At 61.9% G+C, this 20,042-nt stretch carries 14 protein-coding genes and 1 pseudogene; 6 read left to right on the top strand and 9 right to left on the bottom strand.

What is annotated here, in order from left to right; translation table 11 throughout:
* Nucleotides 1–73: 73 nt before the first annotated feature.
* Nucleotides 74–985: a LysR substrate-binding domain-containing protein gene (locus tag H621_RS27685; protein ID WP_036990457.1), complete on the bottom strand. Its 912-nt coding sequence runs from the start codon at nucleotides 983–985 to the stop codon at nucleotides 74–76.
* Between the two features lie 97 nt (nucleotides 986–1,082).
* Between H621_RS27685 and H621_RS0126595 the strand changes: the two genes are divergently transcribed.
* The 3 genes from H621_RS0126595 to yiaY all read left to right on the top strand — a co-directional run bounded on the left by H621_RS0126595 (nucleotide 1,083) and on the right by yiaY (nucleotide 4,484).
* Nucleotides 1,083–1,511, top strand: a complete 429-nt coding sequence (locus tag H621_RS0126595) for a PACE efflux transporter (protein WP_028946291.1) — start codon at nucleotides 1,083–1,085, stop codon at nucleotides 1,509–1,511.
* A 179-nt stretch (nucleotides 1,512–1,690) separates the two neighbouring features.
* Complete coding sequence (ilvA, locus tag H621_RS0126590) at nucleotides 1,691–3,253, top strand: threonine ammonia-lyase, biosynthetic (RefSeq protein WP_028946290.1); 1,563 nt, start codon at nucleotides 1,691–1,693, stop codon at nucleotides 3,251–3,253.
* Nucleotides 3,254–3,335: 82 nt separating this feature from the next.
* The gene (yiaY, locus tag H621_RS0126585) at nucleotides 3,336–4,484 is read left to right on the top strand and encodes an L-threonine dehydrogenase (protein WP_028946289.1); all 1,149 of its coding nucleotides are present in this window, start codon (nucleotides 3,336–3,338) and stop codon (nucleotides 4,482–4,484) included.
* A 43-nt stretch (nucleotides 4,485–4,527) separates the two neighbouring features.
* Here yiaY and H621_RS0126580 read toward each other — a convergent pair whose 3' ends face one another.
* Both H621_RS0126580 and H621_RS0126575 read right to left on the bottom strand, forming a co-directional pair.
* Nucleotides 4,528–5,880 carry a GntP family permease gene (locus H621_RS0126580; RefSeq protein WP_028946288.1) on the bottom strand — a complete coding sequence of 451 codons (1,353 nt, stop codon included), beginning with the start codon at nucleotides 5,878–5,880 and terminating at the stop codon, nucleotides 4,528–4,530.
* 97 nt (nucleotides 5,881–5,977) lie between these two features.
* Entirely contained in the window at nucleotides 5,978–6,517 is a 540-nt protein-coding gene (locus tag H621_RS0126575) for a gluconokinase (RefSeq protein WP_028946287.1), read from the bottom strand.
* A 207-nt stretch (nucleotides 6,518–6,724) separates the two neighbouring features.
* Between H621_RS0126575 and gntR the strand changes: the two genes are divergently transcribed.
* The 3 genes and pseudogenes from gntR to H621_RS29375 all read left to right on the top strand — a co-directional run bounded on the left by gntR (nucleotide 6,725) and on the right by H621_RS29375 (nucleotide 9,166).
* Nucleotides 6,725–7,744 (top strand): HTH-type transcriptional regulator GntR, encoded by a 1,020-nt coding sequence (gntR, locus tag H621_RS0126570; protein WP_028946286.1) that lies wholly within the window; start codon nucleotides 6,725–6,727, stop codon nucleotides 7,742–7,744.
* 66 nt (nucleotides 7,745–7,810) lie between these two features.
* Nucleotides 7,811–8,629: pseudogene (locus tag H621_RS29380) on the top strand (PAS domain-containing protein); the annotation flags it as partial.
* Between the two features lie 99 nt (nucleotides 8,630–8,728).
* Complete coding sequence (locus tag H621_RS29375; RefSeq protein WP_413694620.1) at nucleotides 8,729–9,166, top strand: methyl-accepting chemotaxis protein; 438 nt, start codon at nucleotides 8,729–8,731, stop codon at nucleotides 9,164–9,166.
* 6 nt (nucleotides 9,167–9,172) lie between these two features.
* On the opposite strand, the gene H621_RS0126560 is transcribed toward H621_RS29375, so the two are convergent.
* The 6 genes from H621_RS0126560 to H621_RS0126535 all read right to left on the bottom strand — a co-directional run bounded on the left by H621_RS0126560 (nucleotide 9,173) and on the right by H621_RS0126535 (nucleotide 20,020).
* On the bottom strand, nucleotides 9,173–12,454 hold the full coding sequence (locus H621_RS0126560; RefSeq protein ID WP_028946284.1) for a transporter substrate-binding domain-containing protein: 3,282 nt from the start codon (nucleotides 12,452–12,454) through the stop codon (nucleotides 9,173–9,175).
* 7 nt (nucleotides 12,455–12,461) lie between these two features.
* The gene (locus H621_RS0126555) at nucleotides 12,462–13,073 is read right to left on the bottom strand and encodes a response regulator transcription factor (protein WP_028946283.1); all 612 of its coding nucleotides are present in this window, start codon (nucleotides 13,071–13,073) and stop codon (nucleotides 12,462–12,464) included.
* 236 nt (nucleotides 13,074–13,309) lie between these two features.
* Entirely contained in the window at nucleotides 13,310–15,556 is a 2,247-nt protein-coding gene (locus H621_RS0126550) for a FepA family TonB-dependent siderophore receptor (protein WP_028946282.1), read from the bottom strand.
* Between the two features lie 266 nt (nucleotides 15,557–15,822).
* The gene (locus tag H621_RS0126545; protein ID WP_028946281.1) at nucleotides 15,823–17,280 is read right to left on the bottom strand and encodes a curlin; all 1,458 of its coding nucleotides are present in this window, start codon (nucleotides 17,278–17,280) and stop codon (nucleotides 15,823–15,825) included.
* A gap of 16 nt (nucleotides 17,281–17,296) precedes the next feature.
* Nucleotides 17,297–17,764 carry a curlin gene (locus H621_RS0126540; RefSeq protein WP_028946280.1) on the bottom strand — a complete coding sequence of 156 codons (468 nt, stop codon included), beginning with the start codon at nucleotides 17,762–17,764 and terminating at the stop codon, nucleotides 17,297–17,299.
* A 24-nt stretch (nucleotides 17,765–17,788) separates the two neighbouring features.
* Nucleotides 17,789–20,020 carry an Ig-like domain-containing protein gene (locus tag H621_RS0126535; RefSeq protein ID WP_028946279.1) on the bottom strand — a complete coding sequence of 744 codons (2,232 nt, stop codon included), beginning with the start codon at nucleotides 20,018–20,020 and terminating at the stop codon, nucleotides 17,789–17,791.
* Between the last annotated feature and the right edge of the window lie 22 nt (nucleotides 20,021–20,042).

Raw genomic sequence — 20,042 nt, 5'->3', positions numbered from 1 at the left:
TTTCGGTGCTGTAGGACTTAGATACAAGCAGCAGAATGGGGGGTTGTCCAATCACCTGGACGGTTTTCTGGCGTCAAGGAAGGCAGGTTGTAGAGCGTTTTTTTGCCCCGCGATGGCCCGACAGCCAATCCAGAAAAGCACGCACTGCTGGCTGGCGCTCCTGACCCGGTACGCACACTGCATTGTATTGCGCCGCTGGCAACTGAATGTCCGGGCGCCACGGCTGCAACACCCCAAGCCGCAGGCTTTCAGCCACCAGCACATTGCTCGCCAGCACCGGCCCGTGCCCTGCGGCGGCTGCCTGCAAGGCGTGGTGCTCGTCGTCGTAGTGATGGAAACGGGCACGTTGCAGCCATGCCTGTTTGCCCGCCATTTCGCACCAACGGCTCCAGTCGATGGCTGCACCGCTTGCCGATACCCACGGCGCTTCGATCAGCACCAGCGGCTGGTCGGCGGGTGGCTCCTGCCAGCCAGGTGGGGTGTACACGGCAAAATGCTCAGGCATCAGCGGCATCCGGTACAGCGTCGGGTCTGCGTTGAACTCGGCGCGCAGGGCCAGGTCCAGGCTGCGGTCGCGGTGCAGGTCAATGAGCGCGTTGCTGGTTTGCACTTTGACCTGGATGTCGCTGTGACGTCGATGAAAATCACCCAGGCGCGGGATCAGCCAGAGGCTGGCGAAGGCCGCGGTGGTGGTCAGGGTGAGTTGCTGCTGGTCGCAAGCGGGAAGCAAGGCGGCGAGGCTTTGTTGCAGGTCGCCCAGGGACTGGTGTACCTGGCGGTACAGCTGCTCGCCTTCGCGGGTGAGTTCCACGCGCTGGGCGCGGCGCTGGAACAGTAGCAGGCCCAGGTGGGTTTCCAACTGTTTGATCTGGTGCGAGACCGCTGCCGGTGTCACCGCAAGTTCATCGGCCGCGGCCTTGAAACCACCCAGGCGGGCCGCCGCTTCAAAGGTGCGCAGGGCAGTCAGGGGCAGTTTGGCGAACATGACGTTCAACCTGATTGAGGGAGGCTCAATCTAGCTCAATTGAACCCGAGCCTCAACGCAGCTAGGGTGGAGCCTCATCTGTCGAGGGGAACCCGTCATGCAAGGCAAGGCGCGCAAGGCCGTCCAGGCCATTCTCTATGAAGCCATCGCGGTAATGTGCGTGGCGCCGGCGCTGTCCTGGGCGTTTGATACGGACATGGCGCATTCAACGGTGCTCTCGCTGATCCTCTCAGCCGTGGCCCTGGGCTGGAACATGTTCTACAACTGGATCTTCGAGTATTGGGAAGCGCGCCAGGCGCAACGGCGTCGCACCCTGTGGCGGCGATTCGTGCATGCACTGGGCTTTGAGGGCGGGATGGTGCTGATCCTGTTGCCAGTGGTTGCGTACTGGTTGCAGATCAGCCTGTGGGCGGCGTTGTTGACCAACCTTGCGCTGTTCCTGTTTTTCTTCGTCTATGCCTTTGCATTCCAGTGGGGCTTCGACCGAGTGTTCGATGTGCCGGAGTCGGCGCGAGAGCCCGCTTGACTTTGGCTGTACAGCTGGGCTAGTTTCCCTGCCATGAATACATTCCTGCAGTCGCCTCAGCACAGCATTATTACCGCCATTATCAGTTTGGCGGGCTAGCTGGCACTTGCACAGAACCCGCCCTGGAGGCGGGTTCTTTCTCTCTCTCCTGGGCACTTTGAAAAAACCAGGAGTCACCGATGACCAGCCTTGCCGTTAGCCCTCGCACACCGTCCGCGTCGCTGAATCTGCTGTCCGACTACGTGCGGCGCATTCTTGCCGCGCCGGTGTACGACCTGGCGATCGAGACGCCATTGCAGCCTGCTCCGGCGTTGTCCCAGGCCCTGGGGAACCAGGTGCTGCTCAAGCGTGAAGACCTTCAGCCGACGTTTTCATTCAAGATCCGCGGGGCCTACAACCGCCTCAGCCGCCTGAGCCCGGTCCAGCGCGAGCGCGGGGTTGTCACAGCTTCAGCCGGCAATCACGCTCAGGGCGTAGCCCTCGCTGCCCGTGAGCTGGGCATGCGCGCAACCATCGTGATGCCAACCACCACCCCGGAATTGAAAGTGAACGGCGTGCGATCGCGCGGTGGTGAGGTGGTGCTGCACGGCGACAGTTTTCCTCATGCGCTGGCCCATGCTCTGAAACTTGCCGACAGTGAAGGCGCGACCTTCGTCCCACCGTTCGACGACCCGGACGTGATTGCCGGTCAAGGTACGGTGGCCATGGAGATCCTGCGCCAGCAGCCCGGCGCACTGGATGCGATCTTCGTGCCGGTGGGCGGCGGCGGGTTGATCGCTGGCATCGCCGCCTACGTCAAGTACTTGCGCCCGCAGGTCAAGGTGATCGGCGTCGAGCCCCAGGATTCCAACTGCCTGCAAGCAGCCATGGCAGCAGGCGAGCGAGTAGTGCTGCCGCAGGTCGGCAGCTTTGCCGAAGGCGTGGCGGTGGCGCAAATTGGCGCCCATTGCTTCGAGCTGTGCCGCCACTACGTGGATGAAGTGATCACGGTCAGCAACGATGAACTGTGTGCGGCGATCAAGGATATCTACGACGACACCCGGTCGATCACCGAGCCGTCGGGGGCACTGGCGGTGGCCGGGATCAAGAAGTACGTGGCCCGCGAGCAAGTCAGTGGCCTGACCCTGGTGGCCATCGATTCTGGCGCCAACGTCAACTTCGACCGCTTGCGCCATGTGGCCGAGCGCGCCGAGCTGGGCGAACAGCGCGAAGCGATCATCGCCGTGACGATCCCCGAGCAGCCCGGCAGCTTTCGCGCTTTCTGCCAGGCGCTGGGCAAGCGCCAGATCACCGAGTTCAACTATCGCTACTACCCCGGCAAGGAGGCGCGGCTGTTTGTCGGCGTGCAGACCCATCCGCTAAACGACCCTCGTGAACAGTTGCTGGCCAACCTGCGCGAGCAGGGCTACAGCGCGCTGGACCTGACCGACAACGAACTGGCCAAGTTGCACGTGCGTCATACCGTTGGCGGGCATGCCGGCCCTGGTGCCAATGAGCGGGTGATGCGCTTTGAGTTTCCCGAGCGGCCGGGGGCGTTGCTGGGCTTCCTGGAGCGCCTGGGCAAGCGCTGGAACATCAGCCTGTTCCACTACCGCAACCATGGCGCGGCCGAAGCGCGGGTGTTCGCTGCCCTGGAGGTGCCTGAGGAGGAGCAGGCTGGCCTGCCACACGCACTCGACGACATGGGTTATCGCTACTGGGACGAAACCGACAACCCGGCCTACCGGTTGTTCCTGGGCTGAACGAGGCTTGCCCCAGATCAACACGGGGCTGGCCAGACAGGCGGATCCTGAAGGCAATGGAATATTGCACGAGGGTTTCGCCATGAGCAGCACGTTCTTCATCCCCGCCGTCAACATCATGGGCATTGATTGCCTGGACGAAGCGATGGCCGCCATAGCCGGCTATGGGCTGCGCAAGGCGTTGATCGTTACCGACACTGGCCTGGCCAAGGCCGGTGTCGCTACACGCATTGCCGAGTTGTTGGCCGTGCGCGACATCGATTCGTCGATTTTCGATGGCGCCAAACCCAACCCCAGCATCGCCAACGTCGAACAGGGCCTGGCACAACTGCAACGTGAGCGTTGCGATTGCGTGATCTCCCTGGGCGGCGGCTCGCCCCATGACTGCGCCAAGGGCATCGCCCTGTGCGCTACCAATGGCGGGCACATCAGCGACTACGAAGGCGTCGACCGCTCGGTCAAACCGCAACTGCCGCTGATAGCGATCAACACCACTGCCGGTACGGCCAGTGAAATGACCCGCTTCTGCATCATCACCGACGAAGCCCGCCACGTGAAAATGGCCATTGTCGACCGCAACGTCACGCCGCTGTTGTCGGTGAACGACCCGGCGCTGATGGCGGCCATGCCCAAGGGCCTGACGGCTGCGACGGGGATGGATGCGCTGACCCATGCCATCGAGGCGTATGTGTCCACGGCGGCGACCCCGATTACCGATGCCTGTGCGATCAAGGCCATTGAGCTGATCAGCGACAACCTGCGCCAGGCCGTGGCCGAAGGCAGCGATCTGCAGGCGCGCGAGAACATGGCGTATGCCCAGTTCCTGGCCGGCATGGCCTTCAACAATGCCTCGTTGGGTTATGTGCATGCCATGGCGCACCAACTCGGCGGCTTCTATGACTTGCCTCATGGCGTGTGCAACGCGGTGCTGCTGCCGCATGTGCAGCGCTTCAACGCCAAGGTCAGCGCTGCGCGCCTGCGTGATGTGGCCAAGGCAATGGGGGTGGATGTCAGCGGCATGAGTGCGGAGCAGGGCAGTGACGCGGCGATTGCCGCCATCGAGAGCCTGTCGCGGGCTATCGATATTCCGGTCGGCCTGGCGCTATTGGGGGTGCGTGAAGGGGATGTGCCGACGCTGGCCAGCAACGCGCTGAAGGATGCCTGTGGGTTGACCAATCCGCGCCCGGCCAGCCAGGAAGAGATCGAGGCGATTTTCAAGGCGGCCTTTTAAGTACATCGCGGGGCGAGTCGAGACGTCGCCCCGCGAAAATGCCTCAAACCACCAATGACAACAACATGATGAAGATGATGCCGACCACCGACAGGATGGTCTCCATCATGCTCCAGGTCTTGAACGTCTCGGCCACGGTCATGTTGAAGTACTGTTTCACCAGCCAGAAGCCGGCATCGTTGACGTGCGACAGAATCAACGAGCCCGCGCCGGTTGCCAGCACCAGCAATTCACGGTTGACCCCCGGGATCATGCCGATCACCGGTGCCACGATGCCGGCCCCGGTGATGGTTGCCACCGTCGCCGAGCCTGTGGCAATGCGAATTACCGCCGCCACCAGCCACGCCAGCATGATCGGCGAAATCTGTGCATGCACCGCCATCTGGCCGATGACATTGCCTACCCCGGTATCCACCAGCATCTGCTTGAAACCACCCCCGGCGCCAACGATCAGCACGATAGCAGCGGTCGGCGCCAGGCTCTGGTCGAGCAGTTTCATGATCTGCTGGCGGGAAAAGCCCCTGGCCGCGCCAAAGGTATAGAAGGCCAGCAGCAAGGCGGCGAGCAGGGCGGTGATCGGGTGGCCGATCAGGTCCATCCACTGGCGCACGATGTGCTCGGCTGGCAGCACCACGTCAGCGAAGGTTTTCAGCAGCATCAGGAACACCGGCAACAGCACGGTGATCAGGGTCACGGTGAAACTGGGCAGGTTTTTCTGCTCCGACTCCCGGGCGATCTGGTCCATCAGTTCCTGCGAGGGCGAACCGGGAATGTAGCGGGAGATGAAGTTGCCATACAGGGGCCCTGCAATGATGGCAGTGGGCAGGGCGACGATTAGGCCATAGAAGATGGTCTTGCCGATATCGGCATTGAAGATGCCGATGGCCAGCAGCGGTCCCGGATGCGGCGGTACCAGCCCATGCACGACCGACAGACCGGCCAGCAGCGGGATGCCAATCTTGATCAGCGACACACCCGAGCGCCGAGCGACGATGAACACCAGCGGGATCAACAGCACGAAACCGATCTCGAAGAACAGCGGAATGCCAACCAGGAAGGCGGCAAACATCATGGCCCAATGCACTTTCTGTTTGCCGAAGGCGCGGATCAGCGTCTGGGCGATCTGGTCGGCACCACCGGAGTCGGCCATCAGCTTGCCCAGCATGGTGCCCAGGGCCAGGACGATGCCGACGAATCCCAGTACACCACCGAAGCCGTCCTGGAACGACTTCATCACCTTGGCCACCGGCATGCCCGAAGTCAGGCCGAGAAAGCCGGCAGCCAGGGTCAGGGCGACAAAAGGGTGGACTTTGAAGTGTGTGATCAGCAGCACCAGGCCGATGATGGTGACCACTGCATCGAGCAGCAAGTAGGTATCAGTTGCCAAACCGAACATGGTTCAGTGCCTCGTCTTGTCATTGTTGTGGGCGGAGCATTTGCAGCATTTACGACGCGAGATAGCGCTATCTTTGGTGAGCCGGAAAACTGCCAGGTCAGGCCGTTCGCGCCAGTACCGGTTCACCGCAGGGCTTTAGCCACAGGTCTACCCGTATGGCGAGCTGGTCTACCGGCAGGGTGGCATCCAGGGGCAGGGTCAGGGCTTCGCCGTCGGGGCGTTCAAGGGCGGCGAACTGGCTGTCGATCAGGCTGGCCGGCATGAAGTGACCGGGGCGGGCAAGCACCCGGCGGCTGGCTTCTTCAGGCGTGAGGTCGAGAAAGACAAAGCCCAGGTCTGGTACGGCATGGCGCAGGGCATCGCGGTAGCGTCTTTTCAGCGCCGAACAAGTGAGGATGGGGCGTTCACCGGCCTTCAGGGTGGCCTGCAGTTCTTCACCCAGGCGGATCAACCAACCGGCACGGTCGTCGTCGTCCAGGGGAATGCCGGCGCTCATCTTGGTGATATTGGCAACAGGGTGGAAGGCATCGCCTTCGATCAGGCGGCCGCCGCTTTGGCCGGCAATGGCGGCACCGACGGAGCTCTTGCCGCAGCCAGCTACGCCCATTACCACGATTGCGGACAGGGGTGGGTTCATCGGTACCTCCTGCGGAGTGAGATAGCGCTATCTTTGGTCGAGGCGTCAGTCGCCTCGGGCGCTTCCCACCCAGATGTTATTGATTTTGTACAAGCAGTCTGGGTGCTCATTTCAGGCGTCCTGCAGTTATGCATTGCCGTTGATCTGAGACAGCGCTACCTTAGTGCCCGTTCCCTATTCTTTGCAAGTCGAAAATAAAACCTCCCCATGACCCGCATCGGCTCCCGTACTACCGGTCGTCCCACCCTGGCTGAAGTGGCCAGGCTTTCCGGGGTTTCCCCGATCACCGCCTCCCGCGCCTTGCGCGGCGTCAGCACGGTTGCCCCGGAGCTGGTGGAAAAGGTCAAGCAGGCAGCCACGGCCCTGGGCTATGTGGCCAACCCTGCCGCGCGGGCGCTGGCCTCGGCCCAGAGCGAGTCGATCGTGGTGCTGATTCCCTCGTTGTCCAACCAGTTGTTCATCGAGACCCTGGAGGCTATCCACGAGGTCATGCGGCCCCGTGGCCTGGAAGTGCTGATCGGTAACTATCACTACGATATCGCCGAAGAAGAGAACCTGATCCGCAACTACCTCGCCTATCAGCCTCGCGGCATGCTGCTCACCGGTTTTGACCGCAGCGAGTCGGCCAAGCAGATGCTCAGCGCCAGTGGCGTGCCTTGCGTTCACATGATGGAGCTGGGTGTCGAGGCCCAGGGCATGTCGGTGGGGTTTTCCCAGCAACAGGCCGGCGCTGCTGCCGCGCGCCATTTGCTTGAGCGCGGTTGCCAGCGCCCGGGCTTTATCGCGGCGCAGTTGGATCCACGGGTTATGCAGCGGGCCGAAGGTTTTCGCCAGGCGCTGGTCGCCGCTGGGCGATTCGCCGATGAGCTGCAGGTGCTGTCGCCGCAACCTTCATCCATCGGCCTGGGCGGGGAGCTGTTCAGTCAGTTGCTGGCGCAACACCCGGATGTCGACGGCATCTTCTTCTGCAACGACGACTTGGCCCAAGGCGCGATTCTCCAGGCACTGCGCCTGGGGATCAAGGTGCCACAGGAGGTGGCGATGGTCGGCTTCAACGACTTGCCGGCCTCGGCACACATGGTCCCGCGCCTGACCTCGATCCGTACCCCACGCGCCGCCATTGGTCGCTGCGCTGCCCAGGCATTGCTGGGGCTGCTCGACGGCAAGCGCGCGGCCATGCACAACCAGGACCTGGGCTTCGAGCTGGTGGTGCGCGAAAGCAGTTGAAAACCCCCACCTACTCCCGATGGGGAGGGTGATGTCAGAGTGCTTGCACGGCGCAAAGGTTTATCTATGCTCAGCAACATCCTGAGCGTGGAGGGTAGTCCGATGTTTGATTTTCATCGTAAGTCCGATCTGGCTGAAATCGAGCAATGCACCCGGGCAATGGCCGGGATCAACGCCAAACTGGCCGCTATAAGTCGCTCCATGGCGATGATCGAGTTCAGCCCTGACGGGGTGATCCTCGAGGCCAACGACAACTTCTGCAAGGCGATGGGCTACCGCCTTGAAGAGATCTGCGGCAAGCACCATCGGATTTTCTGCGAGCAGGACTACGCCAGCAGCGAGGACTATCGAAAACTCTGGCGCGACCTGGGGCGGGGCGAGGCGGTCAGCGGGACGTTCATGCGCCTCAATCGCAAGGGCCAGGAAGTCTGGCTGGAAGCCAGCTACATGCCGGTAATAGGGCCGAGCCAGCAGGTGACCAGCGTGATCAAGGTGGCCTGCGATATCACGCAGCGGGTGCTGCGCGATCATGAGAATGAAAGCCTGATCAAGGCTATAAGCCGTTCCATGGCGGTGATCGAATTCACCCCCGAAGGCCGGGTGGTCAAGGCCAACCAGAATTTTCTCGATACCATGCATTACCGCCACGACGAAGTCGTCGGCCAGCATCACAGCCTGTTCTGCCACAAGAGCGAAAGCGAGTCGGCGTCCTACAAAGCCTTCTGGGCTTCGCTCAACCGTGGCGAATACCATTCGCATCGCTTCGAACGAGTCAACAAGCTCGGGCAGATGGTCTATCTGGAAGCTTCCTATAATCCGATCTTCGATGCCCGTGGTCGGCTGCAAAAGGTGGTCAAGTTCGCCAGTGACATCACCTCCCAGGTCAGTACCCAGCAAACAGCCGCCGAAGCCGCCCATGCCACGTCGGTACAAAATGATGCTTGTGCGCGAAAGGGGTCGCAGGTCGTACGGCAGACGGTACAAGTGATCGAGGAAATCTCCCAGAACCTCAATGCCGCAGCCCGCAGCATTGATGCCGTCAGTAAACAGTCGGAGCTGATCGGCCAGATCGTCCAGACGATCCGCGGCATTGCCGACCAGACCAACCTGCTCGCCCTCAATGCCGCCATCGAGGCCGCCCGGGCGGGCGAGCACGGGCGCGGCTTTGCCGTAGTCGCCGACGAAGTGCGCAGCCTGGCGGCGCGAACCAGCAAGGCCACCCTGGACATTGTCGAAGTGGTGCGGCAGAACCACGACCTGTCGCTGACTGCGGTGGCCAGCATGCAGTCCAGCTTGAGCCGGACAGGCCTGGGAGTAGAGCTGGCGAATGAAGCCGGCGAGGTGATCCTGGAAATTCAGCAGGGATCGCAACATGTGGTCGATGCCATCAGTCAGATCAACTCGACCTTACAGCTGCATTGAGGACGCTCAGGCCGAGATGCCCTGTTTCAGTTGCGTGTCCAGTGCCAGCAGGCTTTTTTCCAGGGTGGCGAGCATCGTGTACAGCTGATCGTTTGCCGCGCCACCCACACAGGCCTGCTCAAGTGCCTCGCTGTGGCGTACCACCCCCGGGGCCTTGAGCAGTTTGGCCCCGCCTTTGATCCGGTGGGCGAAGGCACGGATGGCCTGGCGTGAAGGCTGTGGCCCCAGGGCATGCAGGGCCTTGAGGTCTTCACGGTTGCTTTGGGCCAGCTCATTCAGCAGGCGCTCCACCAGCGCCGGATCACCCAGGGTCAGGTACTTGAGGTTGTCGACATCAAAGCCACTGGCGTGCTCGTCAAGCTGCGCAGCGGCCGGTGGCAGAGGGGCGATAGCCGAATAAAGGTGACGGCGCAGTTCGTTCAGGCTGATAGGTTTGAACAGGCAGTCATTCATGCCGCTGTCCAGGCAACGCTGGCGCTCTTCGGCCTGGGCATTGGCCGTCAGCCCGAGGATCAGGCAGGCAGGACGCTGCAACTGCTGCTCAAGCAGGCGGATGCGCCGCGTCAGTTGGTGACCATCCATGACCGGCATATTGCAGTCGGTGATAAGCACATCAAACGGCTGCGCTTGCCACAGCGCCAGCGCTTGCTGGCCGTCTTGCGCCTGATCGACTTCATGGCCCAGCACGCTCAATTGCCGTTCCAGCAACATGAGATTGGCCGGGTAGTCGTCGACGACCAGGATCGATTGCCGGGGTGTCTGGAGGGGGCGCGACAAGGGTTCAGGCAGCGGGCACTGTGTGGTCTCGGCCACGGGCAGCAAGAGGCTGACCTGCATGCGCGTGCCCTGGCCTTCCTTGCTGTACAACTGCAGGTCCCCCCCCATGAGTTGGCACAAGGTGCGGCTGATCACCAGCCCCAGGCCGGCCCCCTGTCGAGTGGGTTGAGGCCCGACCTGGGAAAAATTGTGAAACAACCGTTGCTGATCTTCGGCGTTGATCCCGATACCGGTGTCCTCGACCCACAAGGTGACACCCAGGTGTCCGGGTTGGTCCTCATCGAGTCGCATGCCCACCGTGACGCTGCCGTGCTCAGTGAACTTGAGCGCATTGCTGAGCAGATTGGAAAGGACCTGCCTGAGACGCACGGGATCGACCGCCACCGCTTGCCCGACGCTATGTAGATCAGTGCCAAGGTGCAGCCCCTTGAGCCGGGCAATGCCCTCGAATACGCGAACGGTGCCATTGACCAAGGCGTGCAGATCCGTTGCCTGGGGCGCAAGGGTCATGTGCCCGGCCTCGATGCGCGCGATATCCAGGACGTCGCCAATCAGCTCCAGCAAACCGTTGGCCGACGTATAGGCGACCTGCAGCGATTCGCGGTCCGCCTGCCCGTGCTCGGCCTCCTTGATCGCCAGCTCCAGTAGACCAATGACAGCGTTCATGGGCGTACGGATTTCATGACTCATGGTGGCCAGGAAGGTGCTTTTTGCCCGGTTGGCATCTTCAGCCTGGTCCTTGGTCACGCGCAATTGTTCAAGCAATTGCCGACTGAAGCCCAGTTCTTGCTGCAAGGCCTGTTCGGCTGCACTGCGTGCTTCGAGTACTTTGCGCAGGTAGCGGTTCCAGATAATCACAGCGCTGATCAACACGCCGGCACCCAGCACAATCATCGCCACCAGCTTGCGGTAGTTGTACCAGGGGCTGTCGCTGATCAGTGCATTGGTTCGCCAGCGGCCGGTCAGCTTGGCCATATCGTCCGGCGCGATGCTGAGCAGGGCTTTGTTGAGGATCGAGTGCAGCACAGTGGCATCGTGGGCGACGGCGAAGGCTGCAGCGCCCGGCTGGTCACTGAGGATTGTGGCGATGTGCAGGTGGCCCTTGAACATCCGGCTGATGAAGTAGGCGGCATTGAGCTGTGACGCCAAGGCGGCGTCGACTTTGCCTGCCACTACATATTCCATCAGGGTCAACGGGTCGTCGACTTCGACCAGGGTGATGGGAGCGAACTGGGCCTGCAATTCGGTTTTCAGGGGGTGCCCACGTAGCAACGCCAGGCGTTTGCCTTTGAGTTGCTCAGCGCTCTGTATCGCATCAGGACTGTTGCGCGTTACCAGCACGCGCGGGCTGACCATGTAGGGGCGGCTGAAGCGCAATGCCGCTTTGCGTGCCTGGCTGGGCGCAAGTGCGGCGGCAATATCTGCGCTGCCGTGTTCAACCCGAGCGACCAGGTCTGCCAGCGAGTCCACATGCAGGATGTCGAACTTCAACCCTGTACGCAGGCCGACCTGCTCCAGCACGTCGGCAGTGATGCCGCGAAATTGCTGGTTGTCGTCATAGAAGCTCAAGGGCGCAAAATATTTGTTGAAAGCGACCCGCACGACAGGATGCTGCTCGATCCAGGCGCGCTCGACGGCATCGAGGTCAAGTGTTCTGCGATCGAGCAGCACCCTGGCACTGCCGCTGGTCCAGCGACGCAGGATGTTCAAGCGCTCGCTGTCGCTGATACTGCTCAGGGCGAGGTTCACCAGGCGTTGCAAGGTGGTGTCATCGCGGGGCATGGCAAGGGCGAACCCCCCGCGGGTGTTCTTGATGAAGTGATCCACCTGCACGCTACCCAGGTAGTTGCGGGTAATCAGGTAGTCACTGCTGACTGCATCGCCGAGGAACGCATCGGCCTGCCCCAGAGCGACGGCTGAAAGGCCTGCCTGCACCGAGTTGTACAATTGCAGCCTGGCCTGGGGATACAGGTCATGGATGGTGTGGCTGGGCAGATAGTGATTGACCATGGCCAGGCGCAAGCCGTTGAGGGGGGCGTCGACAGGTAGTCGCTTGCCGGCGGCCGTCACGATCACTGGCTGGTCGTCGGTGTAGGGGTGGCTGAGCACCAGTTGCGCGTGCGCCGCCTCGAAGCCATTGGCACTGCCCAGCAGGTCGATCTGCCCTGCCTGCAGGGCAGCAATGGCCAGGTCACGACTGGCATAACGGCGAACCTCGATGGGAACACCCAGGAGCTCGCTGATGAGCCCGGCGAAGTCGGCCGTCAGCCCCTCATACTCGTTGTCACTGACATTGATATCGAAGGGGGGGTAGTCCGGCGATGACGTGCCCAGGCGTAACCGCTGCCTGTTGCTCAGCCAGCGTCGGTCTTCAGGCGAGAGGATCGGCGCAACGCTGCTGCTGACCGAGCGTGCGAGTAACTGGCGGAGTTCGCCAGTATTCGAGGCAAGGGAGGGGGACGGCGAAAAGGCAAGCAAACTGCCGAGCAGCAATACAGTCAGCAGGTGCATGGGCGATTCAGAGCGCGTTGCGCCTGGACAATTCGAACAAGGCTACCAGCGAGCTGACTTCCAGCTTCTCCATGATCCGGGTCTTGTAGGTGCTGATGGTCTTCGCGCTCAGGAGCATGCGCTCGGCAATCTCGTTGTTCGACTCTCCCCGCGCCAATAGCCGCAGAACGTTCAACTCCTGGTCAGACAGTTTGGCCAGGCGTTCCGCTTCGCTCTTGAGCGGGCTGCGAAAGTTCGACAGGTCAGGGAACAGTGAATAGCCCTTGAGTATCGCGTCCATGGCGAAGGTGACTGCCGTCAGGTCGTTGTCCTTGGACACGAACGCCGAGGCACCGGCATCCAGGCAGCGTCGCGCAAACAGGTCAGGGGGCTGGGCGGTGAGCACCAGCACCCGGGGTGGCGGGGCGAGGGTGCGTAAACTTCTGAGCACGCTCAGGCCGTCCATTTTTTTCAGGCCAAGGTCAAGTATCACTACTTCTGGGCAATGCTTGCGCGCCAACGCTACGGCGTTGGAGCCATCGGCGGTTTCACCGACGATCTGATGGCGATCGCGTTCGAGCAAGGTAATCAACGCATAGCGAACTATCGCATGATCCTCAACAATCAACACCGAGGTCATTGTGCAACTCCATAATCGGGTCTGTGGGGCTAATTCCCGAGTCGTTCAGGAAGGAAAATCTGGTTATAGCCGGAAGGGCACTCACGATATGTCGAATCAAGGAGCGATAGTATAGGAAGTGTGCTGGCGTGGATTAAAACGGGCGAAAACTGAGAGTATTCCTACAAACTATTGATGCTAAAACGATAAATCTAGGGGTGCAGGCCGACGTTTTAGCGCCGGCCTGGTGTAGGACCTCAGAATGAGGTGGTAAAAGAGGCGTAGTAAGCGCGACCAGGTTCGTTGTACGTCAGTGCGCCAGCCTCATCGGAGTTGCCTTCGCGATACAGGCGCTTGTCGAACAGGTTGTTCACGCCCACCCGCACGCTCAGGTGCTTGTTGAATTCATAGCCACTGCTGATCCCCACCAGGCCATAGGGGTCGACTTCTTTCTGTACGCGCTTGTCCAGGGCCTCGTTGGCGCGGGCGTTGTAGCTGGGCGGCTCTTGCTTGCCGTAATAGGTGCCGTTGAGCTGGAACGAGAGCTTTTCGGTGGCATTCCAGTCGAGCGTGGTGTTGACGGTGTACTCGGGAATGATGCTCAGCGGTTCACCGGTCTTCTTGTCTTCGGACTCGATCATGTAGGTGAAGTTGGTGTTCCAATCCAGGCTTGGGCTCAGGGCGATGAACAGGTTGCCTTCCACACCCTCTACCACCGCCTTGTCGGTGTTTTCCCAGCGCAGGATGCGGCGCCCGTTGGGCAGCCGGAACAACGTCTGGTTGCCGGCCTCGATCTTGTTCTTGTAGTCGTTGCGGAAGTAGGTCGCACTGGTGCGCCAGGTACCTTTGTCGTAGGCCAGGCCCAGTTCTTTGTTGACGCTGGTTTCCGGGTCCAGGTCGGCGTTGCCCAACAAGTAGCAGCCACCGTTGTTGAGTTCGCTGGAGTTGCAGCCGCCGCCACGGCTGTAGAGCAGGTAGTTGGGGTTGGACTGGTACATGTTCGGGGTCTTGTAGGCGCGCGCGATACCGCCCTTGATGCTCAGCGCCTCGGTGATCTGGTGCGAGGCGTTCAGGCTCGGGCTCCAGTTACCGCCAAAGTCTTCGTGGTGATCGTAGCGCAACCCGGGCGTAACGATGGTGCTGCTGCCGACCTCAATGTTGTCTTCGGTGTACAGGGCGTAGCTGTGTGCGGTGCTCTTGGTCTGGGTGCGGTCAAAGCCCGACAGCTCGCTGCCTGGGTCATAACTTTGCGGGCGCAGGGAGCCTGGATCGTTGAGCGACTCGTAGAGGTATTCGCCACCCAGGGTCAGGACTTGTTCGAACCCTGCGCTCAGCGGCAGGTTGACCTCGCCAGTGGCGCGAGTGTTGCGAAGGCGCGACTCGAAGCGACCGGCGCCGTCAGAGGGGGCGCCTTCGCCCCATCCGGCCAGGCCTTCGTTGAGTCGTTCGTTGCGGGTCAGGTCATAGGAGAGCGATGCGGTGCTGGTGCCCCAGTCATAGTCACCGCGATGGGTGCCGGCGAAACTTGAACGCTGCATCACGTTGGTTTCCTTGCCCACCTGGCTTTCGACGAACTCGCCACCGGCGTTGAGCATGGTGTCGCCGGCAAAGATGTTGCCCTGGCGGCTGTAGCTGGACTCGAGGTCGACAGTGTTGGACGGGTCGATCTTCCAGCTCACCAGACCATTGACGTCCTTGTTGCGCACGCCTTCGCGGCCGGCCATCAACGACTCCTCGAAGGCCTGGTGGTCGCTGTTGATCTTCATGTCGTCGGCGTCGGTCTTGTTCAGGCTGCCGTAGACGCGAAAGATCACGTCGTCGGTGATCGGTCCGCTGAGGCTGAAGTTGGCCCGCTTGCCCATGCCTTCGGCGTCGTCTTCGGGGAACACGCTGTAGACGGTCATCGAACCACGATAATCCTGGGTCGGGCGCTTGGTGATGATGTTCACCACGCCGCCCATGGCGCCGGAGCCGTAGCGCGCCGCCGCCGGGCCGCGCAGGATCTCGATGCGCTCGACTTCTTCGGCCGGTACCCAGTTGGTTTCGCCGCGGGTGTCGCGGTCGCCACTCCAGCCATAGCGCACGGCATTGCGCGAGGTGGAGGGTTTGCCATCGATCAGGACCAGGGTGTTTTCCGGCCCCATGCCGCGCAGGTCGATCTGGCGGTTGTTGCCGCGGGCGCCGCTGCTGCTGTTGCCGGTGAGGTTCACCCCTGGTTCGCGGCGAATGATGTCGGACAGGTCGTTGACCGGCGGGCGCTTCTTGATGTCTTCGGCCGTGATGATCGACACCCCGGGTGCTTGCTTGAGTTCCTCCTCGGCCGTGCCCAGTACCCGGGTGTTCTCCAATTCAATGGCCTGGCGGCTGCCAGCGACCGGCAGGTCGGTGGGCTGGACCTGGACTTCGCCGTGATCCAGGGGCAGGGGAGCAGCGGTAAGGGAAGTAGTGCCCAGTGTTGCCAGCACGGCAAGACTCAAGGGGCAGAATGTGAAGCGCGACGCCATGTCAGATCTCTCCTGGTACCTAAGGTGAGCGGGGCTGGCAAAAGGCCAGGGCTCTCGGAAGGTCGAGAATGATATGGATTATCATTCGCAAGTAAAGGTGTCAGGAAAAAAATAAAATATTAAGGCGAGGCTCTGGTCTGCGAGTTGTGGCGGGAGCGCAAAGAAAAAGGACCGCTATCACCCCCATCGGTGGTAGCGGCCAAGCGGGAAAACGCGCGGTTGTCCATGGCGGGGCAATGTGGGAACGGGCCTGCCCCGTGAAGCACTTACTGCTGCAGCACCGTCGCCTGGTTGCCGGTACCGAACTGCTGCACGGTTGCGGTCATGCTCGCACCACTCTGATCGACCATGGCCTGGTTACCCGAGCCACCCTGGGTCACGAAAGCAACATTGACGCCATCGGTCTGGGTGATGGTGGCTTTGTTGTTGTCGCCATACAGCTGCCAGGTGTAGCTCTGGTTGCCGCTGCCGGACTGGTCCAGTTTGATGTTGTTGCTCGCGCCAATGCTGGTGCCTGAGGCGTAGTTTTCGCTGCCGCGCTGATCGGCGATCAACAGGTTGTCGCTGCCGTTCTGCTCGAAATACAGCTCGTTATGGGTCTCGGCCTGGGTCAGTTCGGCGGTGTTTCCGGTGCCGTTCTGGTTAAGACGTGCCAACTGGTTCATGTCCTTCTGGGTCAGGTTGGCGCTGTTGCCGGTGCCGGCCTGGTTGATTTCGGCGCGCTGGTTGCTGCCGAACTGGCCACCGGATTTGTCACCTTTCCAGTTGCTGGCCAGCACCTTGTTGCCTGTGCCCGAGGACGTCACCGACAACACATGGTTGTCGCCGGTCTGGTAGGTGTAGCTGACGTTGCCGCTACCGGACTGCACCAGGGTTGCAAGCGATCCCATCGATTCAAACTGGTCGGCATAGATGGCGTTCAGATCGCCAACCTGAAAGATGCTGGCCACGTTGTTGTCACCAAAGCTTTGGTCCATCACGCCTTCGTTGGTCTGGCCGATCTGAGTGACGGTCGCCTGGCTGTTGGCCTGGGTGTCCTGCCAGACTTCCGTGGAGTTGGCCGTGCCGATCTGGGTGATAGCCACGGTGCCCCCCTGGCCTTCGCGCTGGTCGCCATAGGCCCAGTTGTCGTCGCCGGTCTGGTAGATGCCGACCTGACCGCTGTTGTGGGTGATGTGTTCGGCGGCGGCGTAGTTGTTGGTGCCGTTCTGGATGACCAGCGCACTGTTGATGCCGCTGGTGACCATGGTGGGGTTCAGTTGCTCGGCGAAGGCACGGTTGTCGTTGCCGTATTGCAGCGTGGTGGCCTGGCTGCTGGTCTGGGTGTCCTGGTAGACGAACGAGAAGTTGCCGTTGCCTTCCTGGGTCTGCAGGGCCTGGTTCTCGGTGCCCAGGGACTGGCTGGCATGGGTGTTGTTCAACGCCCCGGCCGACTGCTGATTGATCTGGCTGCCAAACTCGAACAGTTGCTCGGCATAGCCTGCGTTGTAGTCGCCCACGGTGCTTTGGTTGATGCTGCTGTTGCCTCCTTCCTGCACCGTCATGTGGTTGTTGCCCAGGCCTATCTGGTTCTGGGTGGTTGTGCTCATGGCCGCCGCTGTCTGTTTGACCTCGGCGATGTTTTCGGTACCGGTCTGGTTCTGGGTAGACTGGCTGTTGTCAGCCATGACCTGGCCGGCAAGGGCCAGAACAATGGCGGCGCTTAGGGGAGCGAGCTTGAACATGGTGTTGCCTCCAGGTTTAACGGTATTGATTGACTTGCACGTGCTGCCCGCTACCGGCCTGGATCACGGAGCTTGAGAGCCCCGTACCGGCCTGGACGATGCTGGCACTGTTGCTATTTCCGTATTGCTCGATTTGGGCGCGGTTGTTACTGCCGCTCTGGGTGATCGAAGCGTCGTTGCCGTAACCTTGCTGGGTAATGGTTGCCATCAGGTCACTGCCTTGCTGCAGGATGTACGCCTCCTGTGCCCCGCCGGACTGGACGATGCGGCCCAGAAGGGCCTGACCGTCCTGGCCGATGGCGGCGCGGTTGGACTGGCCGTTCTGGTCTATTAGTGCCTGCTGCCCAGCGGGCAGTGGCTGCATCGACAGCGGTTCGCCCAGATCACCGCCAACGGCGAGGTCGGCGTTGTCCATCAGGTCATCGGCCAGGGCGGCCTGACCGATCAAGGTCAGGCACATCAGCAGGGTGGTCAGGCGCGCCATGGTCGTATCTCCTGTTGCCGCGGGTTACTGCACGGTGACCGGCACGGTACGAACGGTGCCCTGGCTACTGCGGATGGTCGCCGTCGGTGCTGCGGTCGGAACCACCGTGGTGCTGTTGCTCACCGTCAACCGCCAGCGCCCGGTCAGCGGCACGGTGGTACTGCCCAGGGTGACCAGCCCGGTCGGGGTGGTGACCTGCACGGTGATGGTGTTGCCGGTCGTCACCGAGGAAGTGCCGGAGAGGTCCCAGTTGAAGCGGTTGTTGGAACGCGCGGTGACGGTCGCGGCGGTTACGGCGAAAGTTTCCGCTGCTGGCCGTGGCGAGACCTGCACGGTGACGGTGGCCGGTGCCGACAGGGCGCCGAGGCTGTCCCGGGCGACGTAGGTGAAGGTGGTCGTGAAGGCTGCCGTGATGGTGGCCGGTGGGGTGTAGGTGACCAGGTTGCCATCGGTGCTCACACTGCCGCGTCCACCGGCCGGCTGGCTCACGCTGGCGACGGTCAGTGGCCCGTTGCCTTCCGGATCGGTGTCGTTGAGCAGCACGTTGATCGGCAGCGTCACACCCAGGGTGGCAGCCGTGTCGTTGACGGCTGTTGGCGCCTGGTTGGGGGCGACGTTGACGGTCACCGTGGTTACTTCGGACTTCAGCCCTTTTTTGTCCTGGGCACGGTAGGTGAAGGTGGCAACCATGGGCGCATTGACTACCGCCGGTGGGGTATAGATCACTGCAGTGCTGCCACTCAAAGCGACAGTGCCTTGGTCACTGGCCGGTTGAGTGAGGTCGCTGATGGTCAGCGGCACGTCGCCGTCCGGATCGCTGTCGTTGGCCAGCAGAGTCAGAGTCAGCGGAACACCGAAGGTCGTGCTGCCGATGTCGGCTTGTGCCAGTGGCGCCTGGTTGTCGGCTTCCACCGGTGCATTGCCGACGATCACCACGGGTTCGGTGTCACTGCCACCGGCGGCGGACTTGATCGTCACGTGCGAAGGCGGCTGGGCCACGTCATTGACGGTGAGGGTCTGCAGCGTGCCGGACTTGGACAGGCGACCGTAGCCCTGGGCAACCAGGTCGGGGACCTGTACTTCGTCGCTGGAACTGGCCTCGATCCGCAGGCGCTTATTGGCCCAGTCATAGCGGGCAGTCTGCACCTTGACCACGTCGGCGAGCTTTCTCGACAAAGCCGTAGGGCGCTTGGCGCCGGTAGGGTCGGTGGCCGTGACGACGATCACAGGTGGTGGTGCTGCGCTGCTCAGGTGATCGGCGAAGAACAGCCCGTTGTGGTCGCTCAGCAGGTTGAACTGGCATGGCGAAGGCGGGGTGCCGGGTACCAGCGCCAGGGTCTGGCGGAAGCACAGGGTGGCGTTGTTGGGTGCCTTGGCGAATATCTCGACACGGGTGCCCGCGGCATTGCGATGGTAGCTGGCACGCTCCAGCTCCGCCGCCACCTGCGCGCGAGGATCGAGCACTTTGCCGGAAACCGTGAACAGTTCGGTCCGAATGATGCCGGGCGGGCCCTCGATACTCACAAAGTTGGTGTTGAACGGGCTACCGGTGATCCGCTCGGTCAGGTTCGGGTCGCCAATGTAGGTTTCAGTCGCGCCGGTGTCGGGGTTGATCTCGGTATAAGGACCACCGACGCCGCGCAGGAACGGTCCGACGGCGCCGTTGAGCACGCCGCTGAAGTCGCCCGGTGCGCCGATGCCGATATCCCGGGTGATGTTGATTGCCCGCCGGCCCGGGGTGGTGACATTGACCGTTTCCTTGCCGTAGGGGTGGGTGATCACGTAGGTGCCGGCCACGGGCACCGAGACCCGCAGGCGGATCCGAGCAAAGCTCTGCTGGTCGCCATCAATCGGGTTTTCGCTGGCGAATGCCGCCTCGATACCGGCGACGTAGACATCCAGCTCATAGCCACTGTTGCCTACCGCAGGGATCTCGGTTTCAGCCAGGAACCAGAACATCTCTGGCGGCCAGTTGTCCGGGAACACCAGGGGCAGGTTATCGTCGTACACGCCGGGTTCCGGTAGCAACGTACACATGTAGTTTGGTGGCACCGAGACCGGCAAGCGAGAGCTCGCGGCCCTGGATTGGCAGAGCTCCAGCGACAGGTTGTCGTGGTCCTGGTACCACATCGGGTAACGCCCGGTGGCCAGGGTGTAGGGGCCGGGATCGACCGCCTTGAGGCCGGCCCAGGCAGTGCCGGCCAGCGAGAGGGAAAGCCCGGCTGCGCAGAGCGCCAGGCGTGGCCAGTTGTTCATGGTGCCTCCTGCTACGGGACGT

The sequence above is a fragment of the Pseudomonas vranovensis DSM 16006 genome, assembly GCF_000425805.1.
GTDB lineage: Bacteria > Pseudomonadota > Gammaproteobacteria > Pseudomonadales > Pseudomonadaceae > Aquipseudomonas > Aquipseudomonas vranovensis.
Note: the sequence above shows the minus strand (reverse complement) of the source record. Positions and strands in the feature narration are given on the sequence as shown.

Coding starts and splice junctions, on each gene's coding strand:
- H621_RS27685 (WP_036990457.1), bottom strand. CDS start 985: ATGTTCGCCAAACTGCCCCTGACTGCCCTGCGCACCTTTGAAGCGGCG.
- H621_RS0126595 (WP_028946291.1), top strand. CDS start 1,083: ATGCAAGGCAAGGCGCGCAAGGCCGTCCAGGCCATTCTCTATGAAGCC.
- ilvA (WP_028946290.1), top strand. CDS start 1,691: ATGACCAGCCTTGCCGTTAGCCCTCGCACACCGTCCGCGTCGCTGAAT.
- yiaY (WP_028946289.1), top strand. CDS start 3,336: ATGAGCAGCACGTTCTTCATCCCCGCCGTCAACATCATGGGCATTGAT.
- H621_RS0126580 (WP_028946288.1), bottom strand. CDS start 5,880: ATGTTCGGTTTGGCAACTGATACCTACTTGCTGCTCGATGCAGTGGTC.
- H621_RS0126575 (WP_028946287.1), bottom strand. CDS start 6,517: ATGAACCCACCCCTGTCCGCAATCGTGGTAATGGGCGTAGCTGGCTGC.
- gntR (WP_028946286.1), top strand. CDS start 6,725: ATGACCCGCATCGGCTCCCGTACTACCGGTCGTCCCACCCTGGCTGAA.
- H621_RS0126560 (WP_028946284.1), bottom strand. CDS start 12,454: ATGCACCTGCTGACTGTATTGCTGCTCGGCAGTTTGCTTGCCTTTTCG.
- H621_RS0126555 (WP_028946283.1), bottom strand. CDS start 13,073: ATGACCTCGGTGTTGATTGTTGAGGATCATGCGATAGTTCGCTATGCG.
- H621_RS0126550 (WP_028946282.1), bottom strand. CDS start 15,556: ATGGCGTCGCGCTTCACATTCTGCCCCTTGAGTCTTGCCGTGCTGGCA.
- H621_RS0126545 (WP_028946281.1), bottom strand. CDS start 17,280: ATGTTCAAGCTCGCTCCCCTAAGCGCCGCCATTGTTCTGGCCCTTGCC.
- H621_RS0126540 (WP_028946280.1), bottom strand. CDS start 17,764: ATGGCGCGCCTGACCACCCTGCTGATGTGCCTGACCTTGATCGGTCAG.
- H621_RS0126535 (WP_028946279.1), bottom strand. CDS start 20,020: ATGAACAACTGGCCACGCCTGGCGCTCTGCGCAGCCGGGCTTTCCCTC.